Genomic DNA, 23,128 nt, shown 5'->3' on the forward strand with positions numbered 1-23,128 from the left:
AGGGGAGTTGTTGCATGGCGTTGCTCGATAAGGGGCTCAAGCAGCGGGTAGTCGGAGCGCTGGTGCTGTTGGCACTGGCGGTCATCTTCCTGCCGATGCTGTTCTCCCGCGAGGATGATGTACGCCAGGTCGTGGTCGAGGCGCCGGTGATGCCCAAGCCGCCGGCCATGCCGACGGTCGAGGTGCAACCCACCGAGGTTCCCGAGCCACAGGCCGAAGACGCCGAAAACGGTGTGCCGCCTGCCGAGACGGCGGCCGCGCAGGCGCCTTCCGCACCGATCGCCAGCTCGCCAGCCCAGCAGTCCCAGTCCGCTCAGCCCAAGGCTCCGGCTCCGCAGCCAGTTGCGCCCAAGCCTGCTGCGCCCGCTCAACAGCCCGCCCAGGCCAGTGCCGCTCCGGCTGTGCCTGCGCAACAGCCGGCCCAGCGTCTGGACAGCAACAACCTGCCGGTGAGCTGGTCGGTGCAGTTGGCCAGCCTGTCCAACCGCGCCCGCGCCGATGAACTGCAGAAGTCACTGCGCAGCCAGGGCTACAACGCCTACGTTCGCAGCTTCGACGGCATGAACCGGGTGTTCGTCGGACCGGTGGTCGAGCGCGCCGAGGCAGACCGCCTGCGCGATCAGCTCGGCAAGCAGCAGAAGCTCAACGGTTTCGTGGTGCGGTTCCAGCCTGAACGTGGCTGAGTTGGTTCGTTAGCTTCTCTCAATCAGCCCCATGGCAAACTGGGGCTCTTCTAAATCGAAGGCCTCTGCTAAAATGCGGGGCCTTTCCGTTTCTGGGCCGCAACGTGGCATTTACCTGGGTCGATTGGACGATGATCGGCATCATCGTCATTTCCAGCCTGATCAGCTTGAGCCGTGGTTTCGTCAAGGAAGCCCTGTCGCTGGTCACCTGGATCGTAGCCGGTGCGGTCGCCTGGATGTTCGGCGGCGCGCTGGCCGAGCATCTCGCACCCTATATTCAGCTGCCCTCGGGGCGCGTCATCGCTGCTTGCGCTCTTCTTTTCGTCGTCACGCTGTTGCTGGGTGCACTCGTCAATTTCCTCATCAGCGAGCTGGTGCGGGTGACCGGCATGTCCGGCACCGACCGTGTGCTCGGCATGGTGTTCGGCGGCGCCCGTGGCGTGCTGCTGGTGGTTCTGCTGGTCGGCCTGCTGAGCCTGGCGCCGGTGCAACAGGATCCGTGGTGGCAGCAATCGGTGCTGCTGCCGCATTTCCTGCTGGTCGCCGACTGGTCGAAGAACTTCATCCTGACTTTCGCCGGGCAGTGGATGTCCGGCGTGACCATCACTCCGCCGTCCGGAGTGGGGTCTTTGCTGCCGGCCCAATGACGGGCGGGCAGAGGCGACGGGTAGCCGTCGCCGCCATGGCAGGTCCGGTGGATACTGCCGAATACGGAATTGTTTTAGCCTGAACACCAACTAGGGGTTGCGTCGCATGTGTGGCATCGTCGGTATCGTGGGCAAGTCGAACGTCAATCAGGCGCTGTATGACGCCCTCACCGTTCTCCAGCATCGTGGCCAGGACGCTGCGGGGATCGTCACCTGTCAGGACGACCGTCTGTACCTGCGCAAGGACAACGGCCTGGTCCGTGATGTCTTCCAGCAGCGCCACATGCAGCGCCTGGTCGGCAAGATCGGTATCGGCCACGTGCGCTACCCGACCGCGGGCAGCTCCAGCTCCGCCGAGGCCCAGCCGTTCTACGTCAACTCGCCGTACGGCATCACCCTGGCGCACAACGGCAACCTGACCAACGTCGAGCAGTTGGCCAAGGAAATCTACGAATCCGACCTGCGCCACGTGAACACCAACTCCGACTCGGAAGTGCTGCTCAACGTGTTCGCCCATGAGCTGGCGGTGCGCAACAAGCTGCAGCCCACCGAGGAAGACGTCTTCGCCGCCGTTGCCGGCGTGCATGCGCGTTGCGTCGGCGGCTACGCCGTGGTGGCGATGATCACCGGCCACGGCGTCGTCGGTTTCCGCGATCCGCACGCCATCCGCCCGATCGTCTTCGGCCAGCGCCACACCGAAAACGGCGTGGAATACATGATTGCGTCGGAAAGCGTGGCGCTGGACGTCCTCGGCTTCACCCTGATCCGCGACCTTGCGCCGGGCGAAGCGGTGTACATCACCGAGGAAGGCAAGCTCTACACCCGCCAGTGCGCGGCCAACCCGCAGTACTCGCCGTGCATCTTCGAGCACGTCTACCTGGCGCGCCCGGACTCCATCATCGATGGCATCTCGGTCTACAAGGCACGCCTGCGCATGGGCGAGAAGCTGGCCGACAAGATCCTTCGCGAGCGTCCGGACCACGACATCGACGTTGTCATCCCGATCCCGGATACCAGCCGCACCGCCGCGCTGGAGCTGGCCAACCGCCTGGGCGTGAAGTTCCGCGAAGGCTTCGTGAAGAACCGCTACATCGGCCGTACCTTCATCATGCCTGGCCAGGCCGCGCGCAAGAAATCGGTACGCCAGAAGCTCAACGCCATCGAACTGGAGTTCCGCGGCAAGAACGTGATGCTGGTGGACGACTCCATCGTGCGCGGCACCACCTGCAAGCAGATCATCCAGATGGCCCGAGAGGCCGGCGCGAAGAACGTCTACTTCTGCTCCGCCGCTCCCGCCGTACGCTATCCCAACGTCTACGGCATCGACATGCCGAGCGCCCACGAACTGATCGCGCACAACCGTAGCACCGAGGAAGTCGGCGAGCTGATCGGCGCCGATTGGCTGGTGTATCAGGACCTGCCGGACCTGATCGAATCCACCGAGGGCGGCAAGATCAAGATCGAGCACTTCGACTGTGCCGTGTTCAACGGTGAGTACGTTACCGGCGACGTCGACGAGGCCTATCTGAACAAGATCGAGCAGGCGCGCAACGACGCGACCAAGACCAAGGTCGCCGCCGTCAGCGCCATCATCGATCTGTATAACGACTAAGGAGAGCAGGCATGGCTCAGGATTGGGAAGCCGGCCGGCTGGACAGCGACCTCGAGGGTGTCGGTTTCGACACCCTGGCGGTGCGTGCCGGCCAGCGCCGCACCCCGGAAGGTGAGCACGGCGAGGGCCTGTTCACCACTTCCAGCTACGTGTTCCGCAGCGCGGCCGACGCGGCCGCGCGTTTCGCCGGCGAAGTGCCGGGCAACGTCTATTCGCGCTACACCAACCCTACAGTGCGTACCTTCGAGGAGCGCATCGCCGCGCTGGAAGGCGCCGAGCAGGCGGTGGCCACGTCCACCGGCATGTCGGCGATCCTTTCCCTGGTGATGAGCCTGTGCAGTGCCGGCGACCACGTGCTGGTCTCGCGCAGCGTGTTCGGCTCGACCATCAGCCTGTTCGAGAAGTACTTCAAGCGTTTCGGCATCGAGGTGGACTACCCGCCGCTGAGCGATCTGAAAGCCTGGGAAGCGGCCTGCAAGCCGAACACCAGGCTGTTCTTCGTCGAATCGCCGTCCAACCCGTTGGCCGAGCTGGTGGACATCGCCGCGCTGGCCGAGATCGCGCATGCCAAAGGCGCGCTGCTGGCGGTGGACAACTGCTTCTGCACCCCGGCGCTGCAGCAACCGCTGAAGCTGGGCGCGGATGTGGTGATCCACTCGGCGACCAAGTACATCGACGGGCAGGGCCGCACTATGGGTGGCGTGGTGGCTGGTCGCCGCGCGCAGATGGAGCCCGTCGTCGGTTTCCTGCGCACCGCCGGCCCGACCCTCAGCCCGTTCAACGCCTGGATCTTCATCAAGGGCCTGGAAACACTGCGTGTGCGCATGCAGGCCCACAGTGCCTCGGCCCAGCAAATCGCCGAATGGCTGGAGCAACAGCCGGGCGTCGAGCGCGTCTACTACTCCGGCCTGCCCAGTCATCCGCAGCATGAGCTGGCCAAGCGTCAGCAGAAGGGCTTCGGCGCGGTGGTGAGCTTCGAGGTGAAGGGTGGCAAGGACGCGGCGTGGCGCTGCATCGATGCTACCCGGATGATCTCCATCACCACCAACCTGGGTGACACCAAGACCACCATCGCCCACCCGGCTACCACCTCCCACGGTCGACTTTCGCCGGCCGAGCGCGAGAACGCCGGCATCCGTGACAACCTGATCCGCGTTGCCGTTGGCCTGGAGGATGTCGACGACATCAAGGCCGATCTGGCGCGAGGCCTGGCGGCACTGTGAGCATGGCTGACATCCTCGGCAACGGGCGTGTCGTCCTGGTCACCGGGGCGGCGCACGGCATCGGCCTGGGCATCGCCGCCTGGCTGGTCGCCGAGGGCTGGCAGGTGGTGCTGGCGGATATCGATCGTGAGCGCGGGCCGAAAGTGGCCGCAGCGCTCGGCGAGCGCGCCAGCTTCATCGCCCTGGACGTGGCCAATGAAGCGCAGGTTGCAGCAGCGGTGGCCGAGTTGATCGGCCAGTTCGGTCGTCTCGACGCGCTGGTGAGCAATGCCGCTATCGCGCGGCCACATAATACGGCGCTCGAAAGCCTGGGTCTGAACGAGTGGAACCGCACGCTGGCGGTGAACCTCACGGGACCGATGCTGCTGGCCAAGCACTGTGCGCCCTATCTGCGTGCGCACAGCGGGGTCATCGTCAATATCGCTTCCACCCGCGCGCACCAGTCCGAGCCGAACTCCGAAGCCTATGCAGCGAGCAAGGGCGGGTTGCTGTCGCTGACCCACGCCCTGGCCAGCAGCCTGGGCCCGGAGATTCGCGTCAACGCGATTTCCCCCGGCTGGATCGACGCTCGCGACCTGCGCGAGCGCGAGGCTGAGCCGCTGACCGAACTGGACCACGACCAGCACCTGGTTGGCCGTGTGGGGACGGTGGAGGATATCGCCGCGGCGGTGTCCTGGCTGGTCAATGGCGATGCCGGTTTCGTCACCGGCCAGGAACTGGTGATCGACGGCGGCATGACGCGCAAGATGATCTATCTCGACTGAGTGTCGAGTGTGGAAGAGGAGGGCGGCCCGCGGTCGCCCTTTTTCTTTTGTGGCTTTCCGACTCTGAGCGCGAACATGAAGCCGCGCCGGGGGCGCTAACCGCACTCCGAACTTTTTTTGCGGAAAATGAAAAAAAGTTCAATCAGGGCATTGACTTAGGATTCGTCGGCTGTAGAATGCGCCCCACTTCGAGACGAAGGGTGATTAGCTCAGCCGGGAGAGCATCTGCCTTACAAGCAGAGGGTCGGCGGTTCGATCCCGTCATCACCCACCACTCTCGCAGTTACGCGCAGCGGTAGTTCAGTCGGTTAGAATACCGGCCTGTCACGCCGGGGGTCGCGGGTTCGAGTCCCGTCCGCTGCGCCATTTCCCCCTCCTTGGTTCCTACCCCGAACCGGCTTGTCGAGTGATTCACTCCAGGCGCAAGGAGGTTGCTGTACCGGACGAAAGTCCAACCGACACGCAGCGGTAGTTCAGTCGGTTAGAATACCGGCCTGTCACGCCGGGGGTCGCGGGTTCGAGTCCCGTCCGCTGCGCCATATTCGAAAGCCCTCAGGTAGCAATACCTGAGGGCTTTTTCGTTTCCGTCCGAAAAGTCCTGTCGTTGCCCTGTAAGACGCTGTCACAGGTCGTTCACCTTTGGCGTCTAGATTTTTCCTCGTGGTCTTTGCTAAAACCGGATCGAACGGTCAGGAGAAAAGCCAATGGACGATTATCAGGAAGAACTGCTGGAGCTGCATGCCGTGGAACAGGATCTGCCGGAGCCGGCCGACGACGCCACCGAGATGTGATCAGGCGCTGTGGCGCTGGGCGCGGCGGAATTCCCCCGGCGTTTGCCCGCTCCAGCGCTTGAAGGCGCGCTGGAAAGCCTCCGCGGAGGCGAAGCCGAGCAGGTAGGCGATCTCGCCGAAGGCCAGATCGGTGTCGCGGATGTAGATCATCGCCAGGTCGCGACGGGTGTCGTTGAGGATGCTGCGGAACTGTGTGCCTTCCTCCGCCAACTTGCGGCGTAGCGTCCAGGTCGGCAGCTTCAGGCGGGCGGCGACTTCCTCCAGGTCCGGCTCGCGTCCGTTGAGCATCGGCCCCAGCAACTGGGCGACGCGCTCGCGCAGGCTGCGTGTGCGGGTCAGTTGTTCCAGTTCCTTTTCGCAGATCTCCAGCAGCTGCCGCCAGGTGCTCGGGCAGTGGTCCGGGTTGCCGCGTGCCAGCGTCGACTGGTCCAGGCGCAACTGGTTGTGCGCCGCACCGAACTCCACCGGGCAACCCAGCAGCTCCTCGAAGCGCGGGGCCCAGGCGGGCGCCGCATACTCGATCTCGATCTTCTCCGGGCGCAGCGGCTGTGCGCCGATGCTGCCGAGCATGCTCACCCAGCCAGCCAGCACCGAATCCACCACGAAGCGGTTGTAGGCGTTGTACGGGCTGATGGAGTAGAAACGCAGCCAGGCACCGCCGGCGTCCTCGATGAAGCTGCTCTGGCCGCGGTAGTTCTGTGCGTAGAGCGGCTCGAAGCGGATCAGCGCACGGGCCGCCGCACGCAGGTTGGGCGCTTGCGCGGCGGTGACACCGGCCAGGCCGCTCTGGCTCGGTCGGCTCAGCTGGCCCATGCGCAGGCCGAGGGCGGGGTTGCCGCTCTGCTGGATGGCCGCATGGCCCAGGCGCATGTAGCGCGGGATCGACAGGCGAGCGCCCGGTTCGCCCAGGCGCGCGGCGTCCAGCCCGTACTGCTGCAGTAATGGCTGTGGCGGAACGCCGCTTTCTGCCAACGCATCGGCGAGGCTGTGGACGAAGCCCACCGACAGATCGCCCAGCCGCATGGTCGGGCGGCTCATAGCCAGAGGTTGATCAGGCGCGCGCCGGGCCCGTCGGGCGCCAGGGTGTGGCTGTCGCCGCTGACCACCAGGCTGCGGCCGTCGCTGCCCAGGTCCCACAAGTGGCCGCGCATGAACACGGTGATACCGGCATGGGCGCCGCTTTCGCCGAGGCGGCCGGCCAGGGCCAGGCGTTCCCAGGCTTGGCCCTCGGTCAGTTCGCCGGGCTTGAGCGTCACATCGCTCGGTGTCGGCGCGCCGTTGTAGCCCTTCCAGGGCTTGCTCCAGTTGCCGTTGCCGGTGAGGAAAGCAGGCACGGCAACGATATCGGGCTTGTTCGTCGCCAACGCCTCGTAGCTCACCGGGAACCAGCTGTCGGCGCAGACCAGCACGCCCAGGCGTCCGGCCGGGGTCTGCAGGACCTGCAGGTCGTCGGGATCGCCGCCGCGGGTGAAGCCTTTCTCGTCGTCGATGGGGAAGAGTTTGCGCTGCGGCTTGCCCAGCGGCAGGCCGTCGCTACCAAAGACCTGGCTGACGTTGTAGAGGCGGCCGTTGCCGGTACGGATCTGCCCTTCGACGATGCGCGGGTTGGGCAGCACGATGGACCCGGCGACGATGGTCACGCCGAATTCCTTGGCCAGCCCGCCAAACAGTGTCTGGTAGTCATGTGCCATGTCTACCGCCTTCATGCGGAACAGGGCGTCCGCCATGCGGTCCTCGCCCTTGGCACCGAGCCAGCCGCGCGCGAGCTTGAGCGGGTTGCTGGCGGCCATCCATTCCATGGCCTCGGTCAGGTGCTCGGTCTGGTAGACCTCGGGCTTCTCGCCGGCGGCCACCAGCCAGGTGCCGATGTGCTCGGGGAACACCACGACGGTACGCGGGTTGATCAGCCCTTCGTCGCGGGCCTTGGCCAGGTAGGCGTGGAATTTCAGACGCAGGCGTTCGGCGCTCTGGTAGTCCTGGGTGAACAGTTCCGGCTGGACGCCCAGCAGGTTGCCGCGCTCGGACGGCTGGCCCTGGTTGAGCACCACCTGGCTGCGCAGGTCGGACAGGTAGTGGCCCACCGGGCGACGCTCCGCCCAGCCGGCATAACCGGCGAAGAGGATGACCAGAACGAGGAAGATCAGCTTGCGCATAAAGGATGGGTACTCATGGGGTGCCCCACAGGGTAGGGGCTGCGCCGGGTATTGCCAAGACAGCGTGTCATCTTTGGTCAGTAACTTGTCATTTTCGATCATTGAGCGGCGGGTGCGCGCTGCCTAAAGTCTGCCCCATACCGACCGCGCCCCATGCCTCGCCGTTCCGCAGGCTGAGGGCGCGGCATCATCGTGAATGCCGGAGGAACCATGACCGCCACTTATCCGCACCTGCTCGCGCCGCTGGACCTGGGTTTCACTACCCTGCGCAACCGCACCCTGATGGGCTCCATGCACACCGGCCTGGAAGAGAAGCCCCAGGGCTTCGAGCGCATGGCGGCCTACTTCGCCGAGCGCGCCCGCGGTGGCGTCGGCCTGATGGTCACCGGCGGCATCGGCCCGAACGAAGAAGGTGGCGTCTATTCCGGTGCAGCCAAGCTGAGCACGCCGGAAGAAGCCGAGAAGCACAAGATCGTCACCCAGGCCGTGCACGAGGCGGGCGGCAAGATCTGCATGCAGATTCTTCACGCCGGCCGCTACGCCTACAGCCCCAAGTCCGTCGCGCCCAGCGCCATCCAGGCGCCGATTAACCCGTTCAAGCCGCGCGAGCTGGATGAAGAGGGCATCGAGAAGCAGATCGCCGACTTCGTCAATTGCTCGAGCCTGGCCCAGGTGGCCGGCTATGACGGCGTCGAGATCATGGGTTCGGAAGGCTACTTCATCAACCAGTTCCTCGCCGCCCACACCAACCACCGCACCGACCGTTGGGGTGGCAGCTACGAGAACCGCATGCGCCTGCCGGTGGAAATCGTCCGCCGCGTGCGCGAAGCCGTCGGCCCGAACTTCATCATCATCTATCGCCTGTCGATGCTCGACCTGGTGGAAGGCGGCAGCACCTGGGACGAGATCGTCCTGCTGGCCAAGGCCATCGAGAAGGCTGGCGCGACCCTCATCAACACCGGCATCGGCTGGCACGAAGCACGTATCCCGACCATCGCCACCAAGGTGCCGCGCGCGGCCTTCACCAAGGTCACCGCCAAGCTGCGCGGCGAGATCGGTATCCCGCTGGTCACCACCAACCGCATCAACACCCCGGAAGTGGCCGAGCAGGTACTGGCCGAAGGCGATGCCGACATGGTCTCCATGGCCCGTCCGTTCCTCGCCGATCCGGACTTCGTCAACAAGGCCGCCGAAGGCCGTGCCGACGAAATCAATACCTGCATCGGCTGCAACCAGGCGTGCCTGGACCACACCTTCGGCGGCAAGCTGACCAGTTGCCTGGTCAACCCGCGTGCCTGCCACGAGACCGAGCTGAACTACATCCCGACCACCCACGTGAAGAAGATCGCCGTGGTCGGCGCTGGCCCGGCCGGGCTGTCCGCCGCTACCGTGGCGGCCGAGCGTGGCCATGAAGTGACCCTGTTCGACGCCGCCGGCGAGATCGGTGGCCAGTTCAACGTCGCCAAGCGCGTACCGGGCAAGGAAGAGTTCTACGAGACCCTGCGCTACTTCAAGCGCAAGGTGGAAACCACCGGCGTCGACCTGCGCCTGAATACCCGCGTCAGCGTCGACGACCTGGTCAAGGGCGGCTTCGACGAGATCATCCTGGCCACCGGCATCGTGCCTCGCACCCCGGCCATCCCGGGCATCGAGAATGCCAAGGTGATCAGCTACCTGGATGCCATCCTCGAACGCAAGCCGGTGGGCAAGACCGCCGCGGTGATCGGCGCCGGCGGCATCGGCTTCGACGTCTCCGAATACATCACCCATGCCGGCGAATCCACCAGCCTGGACCGCCACGCTTTCTGGCAGGAGTGGGGTATCGACGAGAAGCTGGAAGCCCGTGGCGGCATCGCCGGTATCCAGGCGCACCCGCATGCGGCGGCGCGCCAGGTGTTCCTGCTGCAGCGCAAGAAGTCCAAGGTCGGTGACGGCCTGGGCAAGACCACCGGCTGGATCCACCGCACCGGGCTGAAGAACAAGCAGGTGCAGATGCTCAACAGCGTCGAGTACCTCAAGGTCGACAACGACGGCCTGCACATCAGCATCGCCGGCGGCGAGCCGCAGGTGCTGCCGGTGGACACCGTGGTTGTCTGCGCCGGCCAGGAGCCGCTGCGCGAGCTGCATGACGGCCTGGTCGCTGCCGGCCAGAGCGTGCACCTGATCGGCGGCGCCGACGTGGCGGCCGAGCTGGACGCCAAGCGCGCCATCAACCAGGGCTCGCGCCTCGCTGCCGAGATCTGAAGCGCCTGAGACCTGAGCCGGCTGAGATTCAGGTCTCAAAACCGGGCCCGGAAAAGTTCCCTTCCGGGCCCGGATATCCTTTCGAAAATCCAACCGCGTCACAGAATTATCCAACCGGTTAACCGCCCGGCCAGACCGCCGGGGCCGGTGCCAACCGAGTCACATTGCCTGCGACATTAATTCCCCTAGACTTGCTCGGATGTCGGGATTTTCCCGCTGTCTGGGTGCTGCATTTCTGACAGACCCTTTTTCCAGACTTCCTCCCGCACGAGCCCAGAGGTCAATCGATGAGCATGCAGAAGAAGCCTCAAATGGTGGAAGCCGTGGTCTTCTTCAATGACCGTGGCGTCTGCAGGGAAATGCTCTACCCCGAATTCGAGGCGCTGCTCGACAACGTCGTGCAGATGCCGGAGTACGCCGATCAGCAGATGCAGCTCGCCTATGTGCTGATCAACCCGCGCCTGCTGGTCAAGGCGGTGGTGTTCTTCTATCTGGACTTCGACGAGAAGGGCGAGGCGGACCGCGGCTGGAACCTGCCGCTGCGCAATCTCGCCGACCGTGCAGGCCGCGGCCCCGACATGGGGGCCGGTCCCATTCGCCTGGCCTGTCGCAGCCAGTGCCCGGTCTCCTGGCATCAGATGCATCTGTGGGACCCGACCCTGGACGCCAGCCAGAACCATCTGGTGCAACTGCGGGAATCGATCAAGCGCAACAACCTTGGCGTGCTGGTGGAGGAAGAACCGGCCGCCGTGGAGCTGGCGCGTCTGCAGATGGCCGACGAGCACCAGTGGTATGCACCCGCCGAAGAGTCCCGCGAGGAGGTCGAGAAGCTGGCCCGCGCGATGCTCGAGGAGCACCAGCAGAAGACCGCTGAGCTGCTCGGCCAGCATGAGGCCCGTCTTTCGCAGGTCAGCCAGCAGCACGAGCAGGAGCTCAGCCGCCTGAAGCTTGGTGCGCAGGAGCAGGTCAAGGTGCTGCAAGCTGAACTTGCCGCCCTGCGCGAAGGGCTCAAGCGCGAGGAAGAGATCAATGCCGGCCTGCGCCGCGAACTGGATGGCCAGGCCAACGGGTTCCAGCGCGGCCGCGAGGAACTGACCGCGCAACTGCGCCATATCGAACAGAGCGGCCGCGACGAGCTGGAGCAACTGCGCCAGCAGATCGAGGAAGAGTCCCGCACCCGCATGGCCAGCCTGGAGGCTCGCTACAAGGAGCAGATTTCCGTCCGCGATGTCGAGCTGGGCTACCGCAACGAGCTGGACCAGCAGCTACAGCAGGAGAATCAGCAACTGCGCCGGGAAGCCGAGCAGCTGCGCGAGGAAACTGCCCAGCTGCGCCAGGTTGCCACGCAGCTGCAGCAGGGCGCCGAAAGTCTGCGCCTGGAGCTCGACGCACTGTCGGCCAGGGCGGCAGACGGCTCGGCGCTGGAGCGTCTGGCTGGCCTGGGGGTGATCTTCGTGGTGTACCATCCCGGCGCCGGTCATCTGACCCTGTCGCTTCAGGATGTCGCCCGTTACCAGGAAAACCCCATGGCTTACGCCGCTGCCAAGTGCTTCGTCGCCGAAGATCAGTACCGCAGCTGGCTCGCCCATTACCAGCAACCCGCCTGCGAAGGACGGCTATCCAACGGCGAGCGCTGCGCCATGCCCATCGACCGCGTGGAAACCCCCGGCCGCTTTGTCGAAGGCGACAGCAACTGCTGTTCCCGGCACAAGACCGCCGGCCGCCTGCGCAGCGTCACCACCGGCTGAGCAGGGCGCCTTGCTGTTTCCCGACTGGCGCCCGGAAGCACCGCTGCAACGCATTCATCTGGGATGGCTGGATCGCGCCGGCGTCGAGCTGGCGTTGTTGCGCCTGGATCGGGTGGATACCCTTGTCTCCGGCAACAAATGGTTCAAGCTCGCGCCATACCTGAAGCAGGCCGCCGACCTGGGGCTGAGTGGCGTGATGACGTTGGGCGGCGCCCATTCCAATCACCTCCACGCGGTCGCGGCGGCCGGTGCACGATTCGGTTTCCAAACCGTGGGATTGCTGCGCGGCGAAGAGCAGGACAACCCGACAGTGGCCGACCTGCGCCAGCTCGGCATGCAGCTCCACTGGCTCGGCTACGGCGGTTATCGCCGGCGCCACGCAGCCGATTTCTGGACGCCCTGGCGCGAGCGCTATCCCCAGTTGCTCGCGGTAGGCGAGGGCGGCGGCGGGCTCCCTGGCGCACAGGGCTGCTCACCCCTGGTCGGAGTTATTCGCCAGCAGCTCGGCGACCTGGGCTGGAAGGACTATCAGCAGCTCTGGGTTGCCTGTGGTACCGGCGCGACCCTGGCCGGCCTTGTGCTCGGCGAGCAGGGCGAGCATTGCGTGGTCGGTGCCCTGGCGGTGCCGCCGGGGCATGGCGTCGAAACGCAGGTGCCTGAGCTGTTGAGAGCGGGCGGTGTGCCCGATGCCGGTTACCGTCTGGTCGACGCCAGCCGCGGTGGTTTTGCGCGGATCGACGCGACGCTGGCGCGCTTCATTCTGGCGACCGAGGCCGAGTGCGGCGTGCCGCTGGAACCGCTGTACACCGGCAAGCTGCTGCTGGCGCTGCACGATGAGATTGCAGCGGGGCGCATTGACCGTGGTGCTCGTATCGTCGCCGTCCACAGCGGTGGCTTGCAGGGGCGCCGAGCGCTGGACGATAAGCTGACGGCGCTGGCCAATCAGCGCGAATAACCGCTATGCACCCGCGGCCAGCGGTCACCCACCAGGAACAGGCGCTCCTGCTCCCGCCAGCGCCCTTCGCGGAACGCCATGCGCACCAGCATTTGCGGGAAGCCGTCTTCCGGCAACTCCTCCAGCCAGGCGGCGAAGCGCTCGGCGCTCCAGCATTCGTCCTCGGCGGCCGGGGAGAGCCAGCCCTTGCGCGACAATGCCTGCCAACCCTGCGGGTGCTGTGCCTGGTAGGCCGGCCAGGCGCGCCGGTGCAGCCAGCGACCACGCCGGTGGTTGTCACTGGCGCCGACAGGCGGCGGGCAGGACGTGGGCCAGGAGTAGAACAGGTAGCCGCCCAGCCAGAGGCCGGGGGATGGCATGGCGTCGCTGTGCTCGCGGACCACGGCCAGCCCTTGCGCGGTGGCCGAGAGCGGCAGTTGGTGATGGTAGAAGTGCTCGATCTTGCGCAGCAGATGGTCCTCGGCCCCCGGCCCGAGCCAGGAATCGGGGCCGTCGTCGCTGGGGCCGAGGTAGAGCTTGATGGCCAGCTCCAGGTGATGCAGCCCGGCGTCGTCTTCCACCAGCAGGTCGAGCTCGCCCAGGGTCTGGCCGTTGTCGCGCACCGGCAGGTTGGCGGCGAGCAGGCGCAGATCCGGCGCATGCTCCAGGGCGAACTGCCAGAGGCGTTCGTAGTAGCGTCCCAGACGCTGGTGCGGCGCGGCTTCGAGTTGGGCCAGCAGCTCGCCCGGCGAGTGTTCCTGGCTGCGCAGCCAGTCGGCCAGCAGCCGGGGCTGCGCGTGCCAGCGGCTGGCGCTGAGCGGATGGCGCAGGGCGGGGCTGCCAGGTTGCAGCAGGGCCGGGGAGAGCAGCGTCCAGGCGAGGTCGCGGACCTGCGGCTGGCGCAGGTCGATCAGCAGCTCGTCGAGCAGGGCGGTGAAATCGGTCATGCCCCAAGCCTAGCCGCTATGCCCGCGCTGCGGTTTGCTGCTGCCTGAGCCTTTCGCCCATAATTCCGAGATTCGAGTACCCGCAACGCCGTCCGGAGTCCCATGGAACCCTTTCGCAATATCGGCATCATCGGCCGCCTGGGCAGCACCCAGGTCCTGGAAACCATCCGTCGGCTGAAGAAGTTCCTCACCGAGCGACACCTGCATGTGATCCTCGAGGACACCATCGCCGAGGTCCTGCCGGGCCACGGCCTGCAGACCTGCTCGCGGAAGATCATGGGCGAGATCTGCGACCTGGTGATCGTGGTCGGCGGCGACGGCAGCATGCTCGGCGCCGCGCGCGCCCTGGCACGGCACAAGGTGCCGGTGCTGGGAATCAACCGCGGGAGCCTAGGCTTCCTCACGGATATCCGCCCCGACGAGCTGGAGACCAAGGTCGCCGAAGTGCTCGGCGGCCAGTACATAGTCGAGAGCCGCTTCCTGCTCGATGCGCTGGTGCGCCGACATGGCGAGTCCATCGGCCAGGGCGACGCGCTGAACGACGTGGTGCTGCACCCCGGCAAGTCCACGCGGATGATCGAATTCGAGCTGTACATCGATGGCCAGTTCGTCTGCAGCCAGAAGGCCGACGGCCTGATCGTCGCCACGCCGACCGGCTCCACTGCCTACGCGTTGTCCGCCGGCGGGCCGATCATGCATCCCAAGCTGGATGCCATCGTGGTCGTGCCGATGTACCCGCACATGCTCTCCAGCCGGCCCATCGTGGTGGACGGCAACAGCGAGCTGAAGATCGTCGTCTCGCCGAACATGCAGATCTACCCGCAGGTTTCCTGTGATGGGCAGAACCACTTCACCTGCGCGCCGGGCGACACCGTCACGGTGAGCAAGAAGCCGCAGAAGCTGCGCCTGATCCATCCCATCGACCACAACTACTACGAGGTCTGCCGGACCAAGCTGGGCTGGGGCAGCCGTCTGGGGAGCAGCGAGTGATGGAACTCGACCCGGCGCGCGGCTACGACCTGATCGGCGATATTCACGGCTGCGCGCATACCCTCGATCACCTGCTGGAGCGCCTCGGCTATCGCGCGCAGGGCGGCGTCTGGCGACATGCACGGCGGCAGGCGCTGTTCCTCGGCGACATCATCGACCGTGGCCCGCGCATCCGCGAGGCCCTGCACCGGGTGCACGACATGGTCGCCGCTGGCGAGGCGCTGTGCATCATGGGCAATCACGAGTTCAATGCCCTGGGCTGGTCGACCCCCGCCGCGCCCGGCAGCGGTCGGCAGTACGTGCGCGAACACACGCCGCGCCATGCCCGGCTGATCAAGGAAACCCTGGAACAGTTCGAAGGCCACCCGGCGGACTGGCGCGACTTCCTCGGCTGGTTCCAGGAGATGCCGCTGTTCCTCGATGCCGGGCGCTTCCGCATGGTCCACGCCTGCTGGGATCACGACGTGATCGATACGCTGCGCCAGCAGTTCTCCAGCGGGCGCATCGACGAGGCCTTCCTCAAGGCCAGTGCCGAGCCCGGCAGCTTTGCCCAGCAAGCCTGTGACCGCCTGCTGCGCGGCACCGACATGCGCCTGCCCAACGGCATGACCCTGACCGGCAGCGACGGCTTCACCCGCTCGGCCTTCCGTACCAAGTTCTGGGAAGAGGACCGTGCGCCGGAGACCTACGGCGATATCGTGTTCCAGCCCGACGCGCTGCCCGACGAAGTGGCCAGCGAACGCCTCAGCGAGGAGCAGAAGTCGCGCCTGCTGACCTACGGCGCCGACGAGCCGCTGCTGTTCGTCGGCCACTACTGGCGGCGCGGCACGCCGGCGCCGATCCGCCCGAACCTCGCGTGCCTGGACTACAGCGCGGTGATGTACGGCAAGCTCGCGGCCTACCGGCTGGACGAGGAAACGCGGCTGGACCGCAACAAGTTCGTGTGGGTGGACGTCAAGCGTCCGGAGGGCGATGAGTGAGTGCCATTGAAGCGATGCGGTTGCCGGCGGCAGTCGATCTGGGGGAGTTCGTTGGCCTGCTGCGCCGACTGAACGTGCCGTTCCGGGTCAGCGAGGAGGCCGGTGAACAGGTGCTCTGGGTGCCCAATTCGCAGCTGGCCGAGCAGGTTCGCAGCCTCTACCAGCGCTACCCGCAGGGCGACCCGGAGTTCACCGTGCAGGCCGAACCCCAGCGCCGCGGGCCGGGGTTCGTGCAGCAACTGAAGATGAGCCGGATGACGGCGGCGGTGTTGCTGGTGACCTTCGTGGTTGCGGCCGTCACCCTGCTGGGTACCTCGCCGGAGACGCTGCGCTGGTTCACCTTCCAGAACTTCCAGCTGGTCGGCGAGGATCGCGCGCTGTTCTATCCGCTGTCCGACTCGCTGGCGCAGGGGCAGTGGTGGCGCCTGTTCACGCCCATGCTGATCCACTTCGGCTGGCTGCACCTGGCGATGAACGCCATGTGGTACTGGGAGCTGGGGCGGCGCATCGAGTACCGCCAGGGGCCGTGGCTGTTGCTGGGGCTGAGCCTGGGCTTCGGGCTGGTGTCGAACGTCGTGCAGTACGGCGTCAGTGGGCCGAGCCTGTTCGGCGGATTGTCCGGTGTGCTTTATGGTCTGCTCGGCCATTGCTGGATCTTCCAGCGCATGGCGCCGACGCCGGCCTACAACCTGCCCAAGGGTGTGGTGGCGATGATGCTGATCTGGCTGCTGGTGTGCCTCTCGGGTGTGATCGACCTGCTCGGCTTCGGTTCCATCGCCAACGGCGCCCACGTCGGCGGCCTGGTGGCGGGTTGCCTGAGCGGCCTGGTTGGTGGGGTGCTGGCGCGGCGACATGCGCCCGCGCCGTAGGATGGCGTGGAGCGTAGCGATACCCATCGATCAGTGCACCGACAGCATGGGTATCGCCTAGGCTCATCCTACGAACAGCTATCGCCCTAATTGACCAGCGTTCGTGCGCCCGGGCGCTCGGCCCGGTAGAATGCCCGCTTCGTTTTCCCCTGCAGGAGCCGGCCCATGTCGTCCTTCGCCGAAATGATCCAGAACATCACCCCCGAAATCTACGAGAGCCTCAAGCTGGCCGTGGAAATCGGCAAGTGGCCCGACGGCCGCAAACTGTCCCAGGAGCAGAAGGAGCTGTCGCTGCAGGCCATGATCGCCTGGGAGATGGACAACCTGCCCGAGGACCAGCGCACCGGCCACATGGGCCCGCAGGAATGCGCCTCCCACGCTGAGCCGATCCCGAACATGATCTTCTCCTCCAACTCCCTGCACTGATGCAAGAGATTGGACGCGGCGCCCTGGACAAGATGTCGGCGCGCCTGGAAAGCCCCGTGCAGTACGCCTTCCGCCTCGGCGAGGCGCAGGTCCCGGTCAACCCGCTGATCGGCAAGACGGTGCGCCTGGAGTACCTGGGCGAAATCTTCTGCAGCCACTGCGGCCGCAAGACCAAGAAAAGCTTCGCCCAGGGCTACTGCTACCCGTGCTTCACCAAGTTGGCGCAATGCGACAGCTGCATCATGAGCCCGGAGAAGTGCCACTTCGAGGACGGCTCCTGCCGTGATCCGGAGTGGGGCGAGCGTTTCTGCATGACCGACCACGTGGTCTACCTGGCCAACTCCTCGGGCGTGAAGGTGGGCATCACCCGCGCCACCCAGGTGCCGACCCGCTGGATCGACCAGGGCGCGCGCCAGGCATTGCCGATCATGCGTGTAGCCACCCGCCAGCAGTCCGGCTTCGTCGAGGACCTGCTGCGCAGCCAGGTCACCGACCGCACCAACTGGCGCGCGCTGCTCAAGGGCGAGGCGGAACCACTGGACCTGGTGGCGATTCGCGAGCAGATATTCGACGCCTGTGCCGAGGGTATCGTCGGGCTGCAGCAGCGCTTCGGCCTGCAGGCGATCCAGCCGGTGATCGACATGGAGCCCATCGAGATCCGCTATCCGGTGGAGGCCTACCTGGCCAAGATCACCAGCTTCGATCTGGACAAGACGCCGGTGGTCGAGGGTACCCTGCAGGGTATCAAGGGCCAGTACCTGATCTTCGATACCGGTGTGATCAACGTGCGCAAGTTCACCGCGTACCAGCTGGCCATCAGCGCCTGATCGACACCGCATTGAATTTCCGGCTCGTGGCACGCATCTAGGGATAGATGCGCGCACGACTCGCCCGCTTCGCTCTAGCTCGCTAGAGTCAGTACCAGATTCCTCCGGCCGGCCCACCGCGCCGGCCGCCTGCCAAGGGGCCAAAAGCCATGCGTACCGAGCAACCGAAAGTCATCTACCTCAAGGATTATCAGGCGCCTGAGTACCTGATCGACGAGACCAGCCTGACCTTCGAGCTGTATGAGGACCACACCCTGGTCCACGCCCAGCTGGTGATGCGCCGCAACCCGGATCGTGCGGCCGGCGCTCCGGACGACGGCCTGCCGCCCCTGGTGCTCGACGGCCAGCAACTGGAGCTGCTGTCGGTGGCGCTGGATGACCAGGCCCTTGAGGCCGGCCAGTACCAGCTCGACGAGAACCACCTGACCCTGCAGCCGACGGCGGCGACCTTCACCGTCGACAGCACCGTACGCATCCACCCGGAAAGCAACACCGCGCTGGAAGGCCTGTACAAGTCCGGCAAGATGTTCTGCACCCAGTGCGAGGCCGAAGGCTTCCGCAAGATCACCTACTACCTCGACCGCCCGGACGTGATGAGCAGCTTCACCACCACGCTGTCGGCCGAGCAACACCAGTACCCGGTGCTCCTCTCCAACGGCAACCCGATCGCCAGCGGCTCGGAAGAGGGCGGCCGCCACTGGGCGACCTGGCAGGACCCGTTCAAGAAGCCGGCCTACCTGTTCGCCCTGGTCGCCGGTGATCTCTGGTGCGTGGAAGACCAGTTCACCACCATGAGCGAGCGCGAAGTCACCCTGCGCATCTATGTCGAGCCGGAGAACATCGACAAGTGCCAGCACGCCATGGACAGCCTGAAGAACTCTATGCGCTGGGACGAGAAGGTCTACGGGCGCGAGTACGACCTGGACATCTTCATGATCGTTGCGGTCAACGACTTCAACATGGGCGCCATGGAGAACAAGGGCCTCAACATCTTCAACTCCAGCTGCGTGCTGGCCAAGGCCGAGACCGCCACCGACGCTGCGCACCAGCGCGTCGAAGGCGTGGTTGCCCACGAGTACTTCCACAATTGGTCGGGCAACCGCGTGACCTGCCGCGACTGGTTCCAGCTGTCGCTCAAGGAAGGCTTCACCGTGTTCCGCGACAGCGAGTTCTCCGCTGACATGAACTCGCGCACCGTCAAGCGCGTCGAGGACGTGGCCTTCCTGCGTACCAACCAGTTCGCCGAGGACGCCGGCCCGATGGCGCACCCGGTGCGCCCGGATTCCTTCATCGAGATTTCCAACTTCTACACCCTGACCGTCTACGAGAAGGGTTCGGAAGTGGTGCGCATGATCCACACCCTGCTGGGCGCCGATGGCTTCCGCAAGGGCACCGACCTGTACTTCGAGCGCCACGACGGCCAGGCCGTGACCTGCGACGATTTCGTCAAGGCGATGGAAGACGCCAACGGCGTCGACCTGACCCAGTTCAAGCGCTGGTACAGCCAGTCCGGTACTCCGCGCCTGGCGGTGGAGGAGAGCTATGATGCCGCCGCGCAGAGCTACACCCTGACCTTCCGCCAGAGCTGCCCGGCGACGCCGGGGCAGAGCGAGAAGCTGCCCTTCGTCATCCCGGTGCAGATGGGCCTGATCGACAAGCTGGGCAACGCCCTGTCGCTGCGCCTCAAGGGCGAAGAGCACGCCCACGGCAGCGACCGTGTGCTGCAGGTGACCGAGGCGGAGCAGTCCTTCACCTTCGTCGGCCTCGCCGAGAAGCCGTTGCCGTCGCTGCTGCGTGGTTTCTCCGCGCCGGTGAAGCTGAGCTTCCCCTACGACCGCGACCAGCTGATGTTCCTCATGCAGTTTGATGAGGACGGCTTCAATCGCTGGGAAGCCGGCCAGCAGTTGTCCGTGCAGGTCCTGCAGGAATTGATCGGCCAGCACCAGCGTGGCGAGAAGCTGGTGCTCGACCAGCGTCTGATCACCGCCTTCCGCACCTTGCTGCTGGACACCGGCCTGGACCAGGCCATGGTCGCCGAGATGCTCTCGCTGCCCAGCGAGGCCTACCTCACCGAGATCAGCGAAGTGGCTGATGTCGAGGCGATCCACGCGGCCCGTGAGTTCGCCCGCCAGCAGATCGGCACGGCGCTGCACGAGCAGCTGTGGGAGCGTTACCAGGCCAACCGCACGCAGTCCCGCGAGACCGCCTACGTTGCCGAGGCCTCGCACATTGCCCGCCGCAGCCTGCAGAACATCGCGCTGTCCTACCTCATTCAAAACGCCAAGCCCGAAGTGCTCGCCGCCTGCCAGGAGCAGTACAAGGATTGCGACAACATGACCGAGCGCCTGACCGCGCTCGCGGTGCTGGTCAACTCTTCCTTCGACAAGGAGAAGGCCGAGGCGCTGGCGATGTTCGCCGACTACTTCAAGGATGACCCGCTGGTGATGGATCAGTGGTTCAGCGTCCAGGCCGGCTGCACCCTGCCGGGCGGGCTGGAGCGCGTACAGGCGCTGATGAGCCATCCGGCCTTCACCCTGAAGAACCCGAACAAGATCCGCGCCCTGATCGGCGCCTTCGCCAACCAGAACGCGATCAACTTCCACCGCGCGGATGGCGCCGGCTACCGCTTCCTCGCGGACCAGATCATCACCCTCAACGCACTCAACCCGCAGATCGCCTCGCGCCTGCTGACGCCGCTGACCCGCTGGCGCAAATACGCGCCTGGGCGCCAGGCGCTGATGAAGGCCGAGCTGGAGCGCATCCTGGCGTCGGGCGAGCTGTCCAGCGATGTATACGAAGTGGTGAGCAAGAGCCTCGCTTAGCACACCCGCCGCGTCCCGTCCCGGGGGCGCAAGCGACTTTCAAAAAGGTGTTACCAGCTCTTGTTGGTAACACCTTTTTGTTACCTATCGAAATTAATCGATGTCTCCCTTATCGCTGCTCGCTATTGAGCGAAAAAGCCCGATGTGTCTGCGTCGCGCCTCCAGGGGCCGATTGCGCCATTTGCAGTGGTGAATGGCGCAATCGGCCACTTGATTTGATCAGTGAACGACCAGTCACAAAAAGTAGCGCACATATTCTTTATTTTTTGTAAGCAGAATCAGACGCATCTGAATTCTGGCATCGGGGTTGCACCGGCGGACGCTGCTTAGCCTTTACCCGTCCATTGGGACGGGAGGCGTGTCGAGCACCTTGGGGGAGTTTCCTTCAGATCGACGACAACAAGGCCGTGGAATAACGGCTGACAAGGCGTACCGCGCACTGGCGGCGCCGCTAAAGAATGATCAGTCCATGGAGTGAGTCCTAATGGAAATCCCAGTTCGCAAGCCTGTCTTGCGTTATGCGCCTGCTCGTGCCGGTTTCGCCCTGGCCGGCATCCTGCCCCTGCTGATGTCTGCCCAGGCAACGGCGGTCGAGTTCAGCTTCCTCGATAACGAAGTCACCGGCTCGCTGGACAGCACCGTGTCCTACGGCGCCCTGTGGCGCGTGCAAGGCCAGGACAAGACCAACAACGACATCAACGGCAACGACGGCAATCGCAACTTCGACACTGGCCTGGTTTCCGAGGTGTACAAGATCACTTCCGACCTGGAAGCGACCTACAAGAACTACGGCCTGTTCGTGCGTGGCTCGGCTTTCTATGACACCCAGATCATGGACAAGCGCAACGACTACTACGACAACAACCACCCGGCGCAGCCGAGCCAGACCTATCCGAACAGCGACCGCTTCACCAGCGAGACCCGCGACGCCGCCGGCAACCGCGCCGAGATCCTCGATGCCTATGTCTACGGCAACTGGGACGTGGCCGATCACCCGCTGACCGCGCGCCTGGGGCGTCAGGTATTCAACTGGGGCGAAGGCATCTTCTATCGCGGTGGCGTGAACACCACCAACCCGGTGGACGCCGCCAAGTTCCGCCTGCCGGGCTCGGAGCTGAAGGAAGTGCTGATGCCGGTGGAGGCTGCGAGCTTCAACATCGGCCTGACCGACAACCTGTCGATGGACGCTTTCTACCAGTGGAACTGGAAAGAGACCCGCATCGACCCGGTCGGCACCTTCTTCTCCGAAACCGACCTGTTCGCCGATGGCGGCAACACTGCCTACACCACCGTGGGCGCGCTCTCCAATCCGCTGTTCCAGAGCCTCTACCCGCAGCTGTCCGCAGCCCATGTGGGCGGCCTGCAGGGTACTCAGTACCTGGACTCCAACGGTGTGTTCAAGGTCGCCAACGTCGGCAAGGACATCAACGCCAAGAACGATGGTCAGTTCGGTGTGGCCTTCCACTACGTGGCTGAAGAACTGAACTCCACCGAGTTCGGCTTCTACTTCGTCAACTACCACTCCAAAGAGCCGACCATCTACGCCGACCTGAACAGCGACTACGCTGGCGTGGATCTCGACCAGCTCGCCGGCGTTGGTGGCTTCACCTCCTACGACCAGTTGGTAAGCGCCGCAGGCAGCGGCAACGCCCTGGCCGGCCAGGTGCTGAGCCTGGTGAATGGCGCGACCTCCGTGGACGTCGCCAACCAGGTCAACGCCCGCCGTGAATATGTGGAAAACATCCGCATGTACGGCTTCAGCTTCAACACCACCGTGGGCGACGCCTCGGTGTTCGGTGAGCTGGCCTACCGCCCGAACCTGCCGATCGGCATCGCCACCACCAACGACCTGCTCGGCGACCTGCTGGTTCAGGCCCCGGCGCTGGCCAGCGGCAAGACCGTGAACATCGGTGGCGGTGACGTCTCGATTCGCGACCAGATCCACAACTACGAGCGCGTCGAAGCCTTCAACACCTCGCTGGGCACCATCTACAACTTCGGCCCGTCGCTGTCCTTCGACTCGCTGATGGGCGTGGCGGAACTGGCCTCCGAACACCTGCGCGGCAGTGACCTGCAGTACACCGCGTACGACGGCAGCACCCGCTACTACTCCGGCCGTGGCAACGGCGCCTACATCTCCGGCTATGACCGCGACGATCAGGTGAACAAGAACGCCTACGGCTACACCCTGCTGCTGTCGGGTACCTGGAACGACGTCTTCGCCGGCGTGAACATCTCGCCCTACGCCGTCTACAAGGACGACTTCGAAGGCAACTCCTACCAGACCGGCAACTTCATCGAAGGCCGCAAGGCCTACACCCTGGGCGTCAAGGCTACCTACCTGAACGCCCTGGAAGCCGAACTGCAGTACACCGAGTTCTACGGCGCCGGGCAGAACAACGCCAGCCGCGACCGCGACAACGTCGGCTTCAACGTCAAGTACTCCTTCTAACGACAAGCTCGCGTCG

General features: G+C 65.2%; 18 protein-coding genes and 3 tRNA genes. 18 read left to right on the forward strand and 3 right to left on the reverse strand.

What is annotated here, in order from left to right:
• The first annotated feature begins 14 nt into the window (after window positions 1–14).
• The 8 genes from GJV37_RS04505 (at window position 15) to GJV37_RS04540 (ending at window position 5,468) form a co-directional block, all read left to right on the forward strand.
• Window positions 15–683 carry an SPOR domain-containing protein gene (locus GJV37_RS04505; protein ID WP_170858344.1) on the forward strand — a complete coding sequence of 223 codons (669 nt, stop codon included), beginning with the start codon at window positions 15–17 and terminating at the stop codon, window positions 681–683.
• A 104-nt stretch (window positions 684–787) separates the two neighbouring features.
• Window positions 788–1,330 (forward strand): CvpA family protein, encoded by a 543-nt coding sequence (locus tag GJV37_RS04510; RefSeq protein ID WP_024767274.1) that lies wholly within the window; start codon window positions 788–790, stop codon window positions 1,328–1,330.
• 106 nt (window positions 1,331–1,436) lie between these two features.
• Complete coding sequence (gene purF / locus GJV37_RS04515; protein ID WP_037015408.1) at window positions 1,437–2,942, forward strand: amidophosphoribosyltransferase; 1,506 nt, start codon at window positions 1,437–1,439, stop codon at window positions 2,940–2,942.
• Window positions 2,943–2,953: 11 nt separating this feature from the next.
• Window positions 2,954–4,165: an O-succinylhomoserine sulfhydrylase gene (locus GJV37_RS04520; protein ID WP_170858345.1), complete on the forward strand. Its 1,212-nt coding sequence runs from the start codon at window positions 2,954–2,956 to the stop codon at window positions 4,163–4,165.
• A 2-nt stretch (window positions 4,166–4,167) separates the two neighbouring features.
• Entirely contained in the window at window positions 4,168–4,929 is a 762-nt protein-coding gene (locus GJV37_RS04525; RefSeq protein ID WP_084357413.1) for an SDR family oxidoreductase, read from the forward strand.
• A gap of 198 nt (window positions 4,930–5,127) precedes the next feature.
• A tRNA-Val gene (locus tag GJV37_RS04530) sits at window positions 5,128–5,203 on the forward strand.
• Window positions 5,204–5,218: 15 nt separating this feature from the next.
• A tRNA-Asp gene (locus GJV37_RS04535) sits at window positions 5,219–5,295 on the forward strand.
• A gap of 96 nt (window positions 5,296–5,391) precedes the next feature.
• Window positions 5,392–5,468: transfer RNA gene (locus tag GJV37_RS04540), tRNA-Asp, on the forward strand.
• Window positions 5,469–5,720: 252 nt separating this feature from the next.
• Here GJV37_RS04540 and GJV37_RS04545 read toward each other — a convergent pair.
• A complete protein-coding gene (locus GJV37_RS04545) occupies window positions 5,721–6,758 on the reverse strand; it encodes an AraC family transcriptional regulator (protein ID WP_170858346.1) in 1,038 nt (345 codons plus the stop codon).
• Complete coding sequence (locus GJV37_RS04550) at window positions 6,755–7,873, reverse strand: carbon-nitrogen hydrolase family protein (RefSeq protein ID WP_170858347.1); 1,119 nt, start codon at window positions 7,871–7,873, stop codon at window positions 6,755–6,757. Before GJV37_RS04550 ends, GJV37_RS04545 begins: the two co-directional genes overlap by 4 nt.
• Window positions 7,874–8,083: 210 nt before the next feature.
• Here GJV37_RS04550 and GJV37_RS04555 point away from each other — a divergent pair, with 210 nt between their 5' ends.
• The 3 genes from GJV37_RS04555 to GJV37_RS04565 all read left to right on the forward strand — a co-directional run bounded on the left by GJV37_RS04555 (window position 8,084) and on the right by GJV37_RS04565 (window position 12,820).
• Window positions 8,084–10,117 (forward strand): NADPH-dependent 2,4-dienoyl-CoA reductase, encoded by a 2,034-nt coding sequence (locus GJV37_RS04555; protein WP_038803708.1) that lies wholly within the window; start codon window positions 8,084–8,086, stop codon window positions 10,115–10,117.
• A gap of 287 nt (window positions 10,118–10,404) precedes the next feature.
• Window positions 10,405–11,865 (forward strand): coiled-coil domain-containing protein, encoded by a 1,461-nt coding sequence (locus tag GJV37_RS04560; RefSeq protein ID WP_170858348.1) that lies wholly within the window; start codon window positions 10,405–10,407, stop codon window positions 11,863–11,865.
• Between the two features lie 10 nt (window positions 11,866–11,875).
• A complete protein-coding gene (locus tag GJV37_RS04565; protein WP_170858349.1) occupies window positions 11,876–12,820 on the forward strand; it encodes a 1-aminocyclopropane-1-carboxylate deaminase/D-cysteine desulfhydrase in 945 nt (314 codons plus the stop codon).
• Here GJV37_RS04565 and GJV37_RS04570 read toward each other — a convergent pair.
• Window positions 12,808–13,746: a DUF1853 family protein gene (locus tag GJV37_RS04570; RefSeq protein ID WP_193452171.1), complete on the reverse strand. Its 939-nt coding sequence runs from the start codon at window positions 13,744–13,746 to the stop codon at window positions 12,808–12,810. The two genes, GJV37_RS04565 and GJV37_RS04570, sit on opposite strands and share 13 nt — an antisense overlap.
• Before the next feature lie 102 nt (window positions 13,747–13,848).
• Between GJV37_RS04570 and GJV37_RS04575 the strand changes: the two genes are divergently transcribed.
• From GJV37_RS04575 to GJV37_RS04605, 7 genes are all read left to right on the forward strand, one after another.
• Window positions 13,849–14,736: an NAD(+) kinase gene (locus tag GJV37_RS04575; protein WP_017519352.1), complete on the forward strand. Its 888-nt coding sequence runs from the start codon at window positions 13,849–13,851 to the stop codon at window positions 14,734–14,736.
• On the forward strand, window positions 14,736–15,716 hold the full coding sequence (locus GJV37_RS04580; RefSeq protein WP_054909183.1) for a metallophosphoesterase: 981 nt from the start codon (window positions 14,736–14,738) through the stop codon (window positions 15,714–15,716). The genes GJV37_RS04575 and GJV37_RS04580 overlap by 1 nt, the downstream gene beginning before the upstream one ends.
• Window positions 15,713–16,585 carry a rhomboid family intramembrane serine protease gene (locus GJV37_RS04585; protein WP_193452172.1) on the forward strand — a complete coding sequence of 291 codons (873 nt, stop codon included), beginning with the start codon at window positions 15,713–15,715 and terminating at the stop codon, window positions 16,583–16,585. Before GJV37_RS04580 ends, GJV37_RS04585 begins: the two co-directional genes overlap by 4 nt.
• A gap of 165 nt (window positions 16,586–16,750) precedes the next feature.
• Complete coding sequence (locus tag GJV37_RS04590; protein ID WP_193452173.1) at window positions 16,751–17,011, forward strand: YeaC family protein; 261 nt, start codon at window positions 16,751–16,753, stop codon at window positions 17,009–17,011.
• Window positions 17,011–17,838 carry a DUF2797 domain-containing protein gene (locus tag GJV37_RS04595; protein ID WP_024765108.1) on the forward strand — a complete coding sequence of 276 codons (828 nt, stop codon included), beginning with the start codon at window positions 17,011–17,013 and terminating at the stop codon, window positions 17,836–17,838. The genes GJV37_RS04590 and GJV37_RS04595 overlap by 1 nt, the downstream gene beginning before the upstream one ends.
• Window positions 17,839–17,987: 149 nt before the next feature.
• Complete coding sequence (gene pepN / locus GJV37_RS04600; protein ID WP_193452174.1) at window positions 17,988–20,660, forward strand: aminopeptidase N; 2,673 nt, start codon at window positions 17,988–17,990, stop codon at window positions 20,658–20,660.
• Window positions 20,661–21,144: 484 nt separating this feature from the next.
• Window positions 21,145–23,112: a DUF1302 domain-containing protein gene (locus GJV37_RS04605; RefSeq protein ID WP_138525881.1), complete on the forward strand. Its 1,968-nt coding sequence runs from the start codon at window positions 21,145–21,147 to the stop codon at window positions 23,110–23,112.
• The last annotated feature ends 16 nt before the right edge of the window (window positions 23,113–23,128 follow it).

This window comes from Pseudomonas nitroreducens, assembly GCF_010994165.1.
Taxonomy (GTDB): domain Bacteria; phylum Pseudomonadota; class Gammaproteobacteria; order Pseudomonadales; family Pseudomonadaceae; genus Pseudomonas; species Pseudomonas nitroreducens.

Excerpts from the sequence above, each read along its gene's own strand:
- GJV37_RS04525 (WP_084357413.1), top strand. The coding sequence starts at position 4,168 with ATGGCTGACATCCTCGGCAACGGGCGTGTCGTCCTGGTCACCGGGGCG.
- GJV37_RS04580 (WP_054909183.1), top strand. The coding sequence starts at position 14,736 with ATGGAACTCGACCCGGCGCGCGGCTACGACCTGATCGGCGATATTCAC.
- GJV37_RS04555 (WP_038803708.1), top strand. The coding sequence starts at position 8,084 with ATGACCGCCACTTATCCGCACCTGCTCGCGCCGCTGGACCTGGGTTTC.
- GJV37_RS04575 (WP_017519352.1), top strand. The coding sequence starts at position 13,849 with ATGGAACCCTTTCGCAATATCGGCATCATCGGCCGCCTGGGCAGCACC.
- GJV37_RS04605 (WP_138525881.1), top strand. The coding sequence starts at position 21,145 with ATGGAAATCCCAGTTCGCAAGCCTGTCTTGCGTTATGCGCCTGCTCGT.
- pepN (WP_193452174.1), top strand. The coding sequence starts at position 17,988 with ATGCGTACCGAGCAACCGAAAGTCATCTACCTCAAGGATTATCAGGCG.
- GJV37_RS04550 (WP_170858347.1), bottom strand. The coding sequence starts at position 7,873 with ATGCGCAAGCTGATCTTCCTCGTTCTGGTCATCCTCTTCGCCGGTTAT.
- GJV37_RS04570 (WP_193452171.1), bottom strand. The coding sequence starts at position 13,746 with ATGACCGATTTCACCGCCCTGCTCGACGAGCTGCTGATCGACCTGCGC.
- purF (WP_037015408.1), top strand. The coding sequence starts at position 1,437 with ATGTGTGGCATCGTCGGTATCGTGGGCAAGTCGAACGTCAATCAGGCG.
- GJV37_RS04520 (WP_170858345.1), top strand. The coding sequence starts at position 2,954 with ATGGCTCAGGATTGGGAAGCCGGCCGGCTGGACAGCGACCTCGAGGGT.
- GJV37_RS04560 (WP_170858348.1), top strand. The coding sequence starts at position 10,405 with ATGAGCATGCAGAAGAAGCCTCAAATGGTGGAAGCCGTGGTCTTCTTC.
- GJV37_RS04545 (WP_170858346.1), bottom strand. The coding sequence starts at position 6,758 with ATGAGCCGCCCGACCATGCGGCTGGGCGATCTGTCGGTGGGCTTCGTC.
- GJV37_RS04590 (WP_193452173.1), top strand. The coding sequence starts at position 16,751 with ATGTCGTCCTTCGCCGAAATGATCCAGAACATCACCCCCGAAATCTAC.
- GJV37_RS04505 (WP_170858344.1), top strand. The coding sequence starts at position 15 with ATGGCGTTGCTCGATAAGGGGCTCAAGCAGCGGGTAGTCGGAGCGCTG.
- GJV37_RS04595 (WP_024765108.1), top strand. The coding sequence starts at position 17,011 with ATGCAAGAGATTGGACGCGGCGCCCTGGACAAGATGTCGGCGCGCCTG.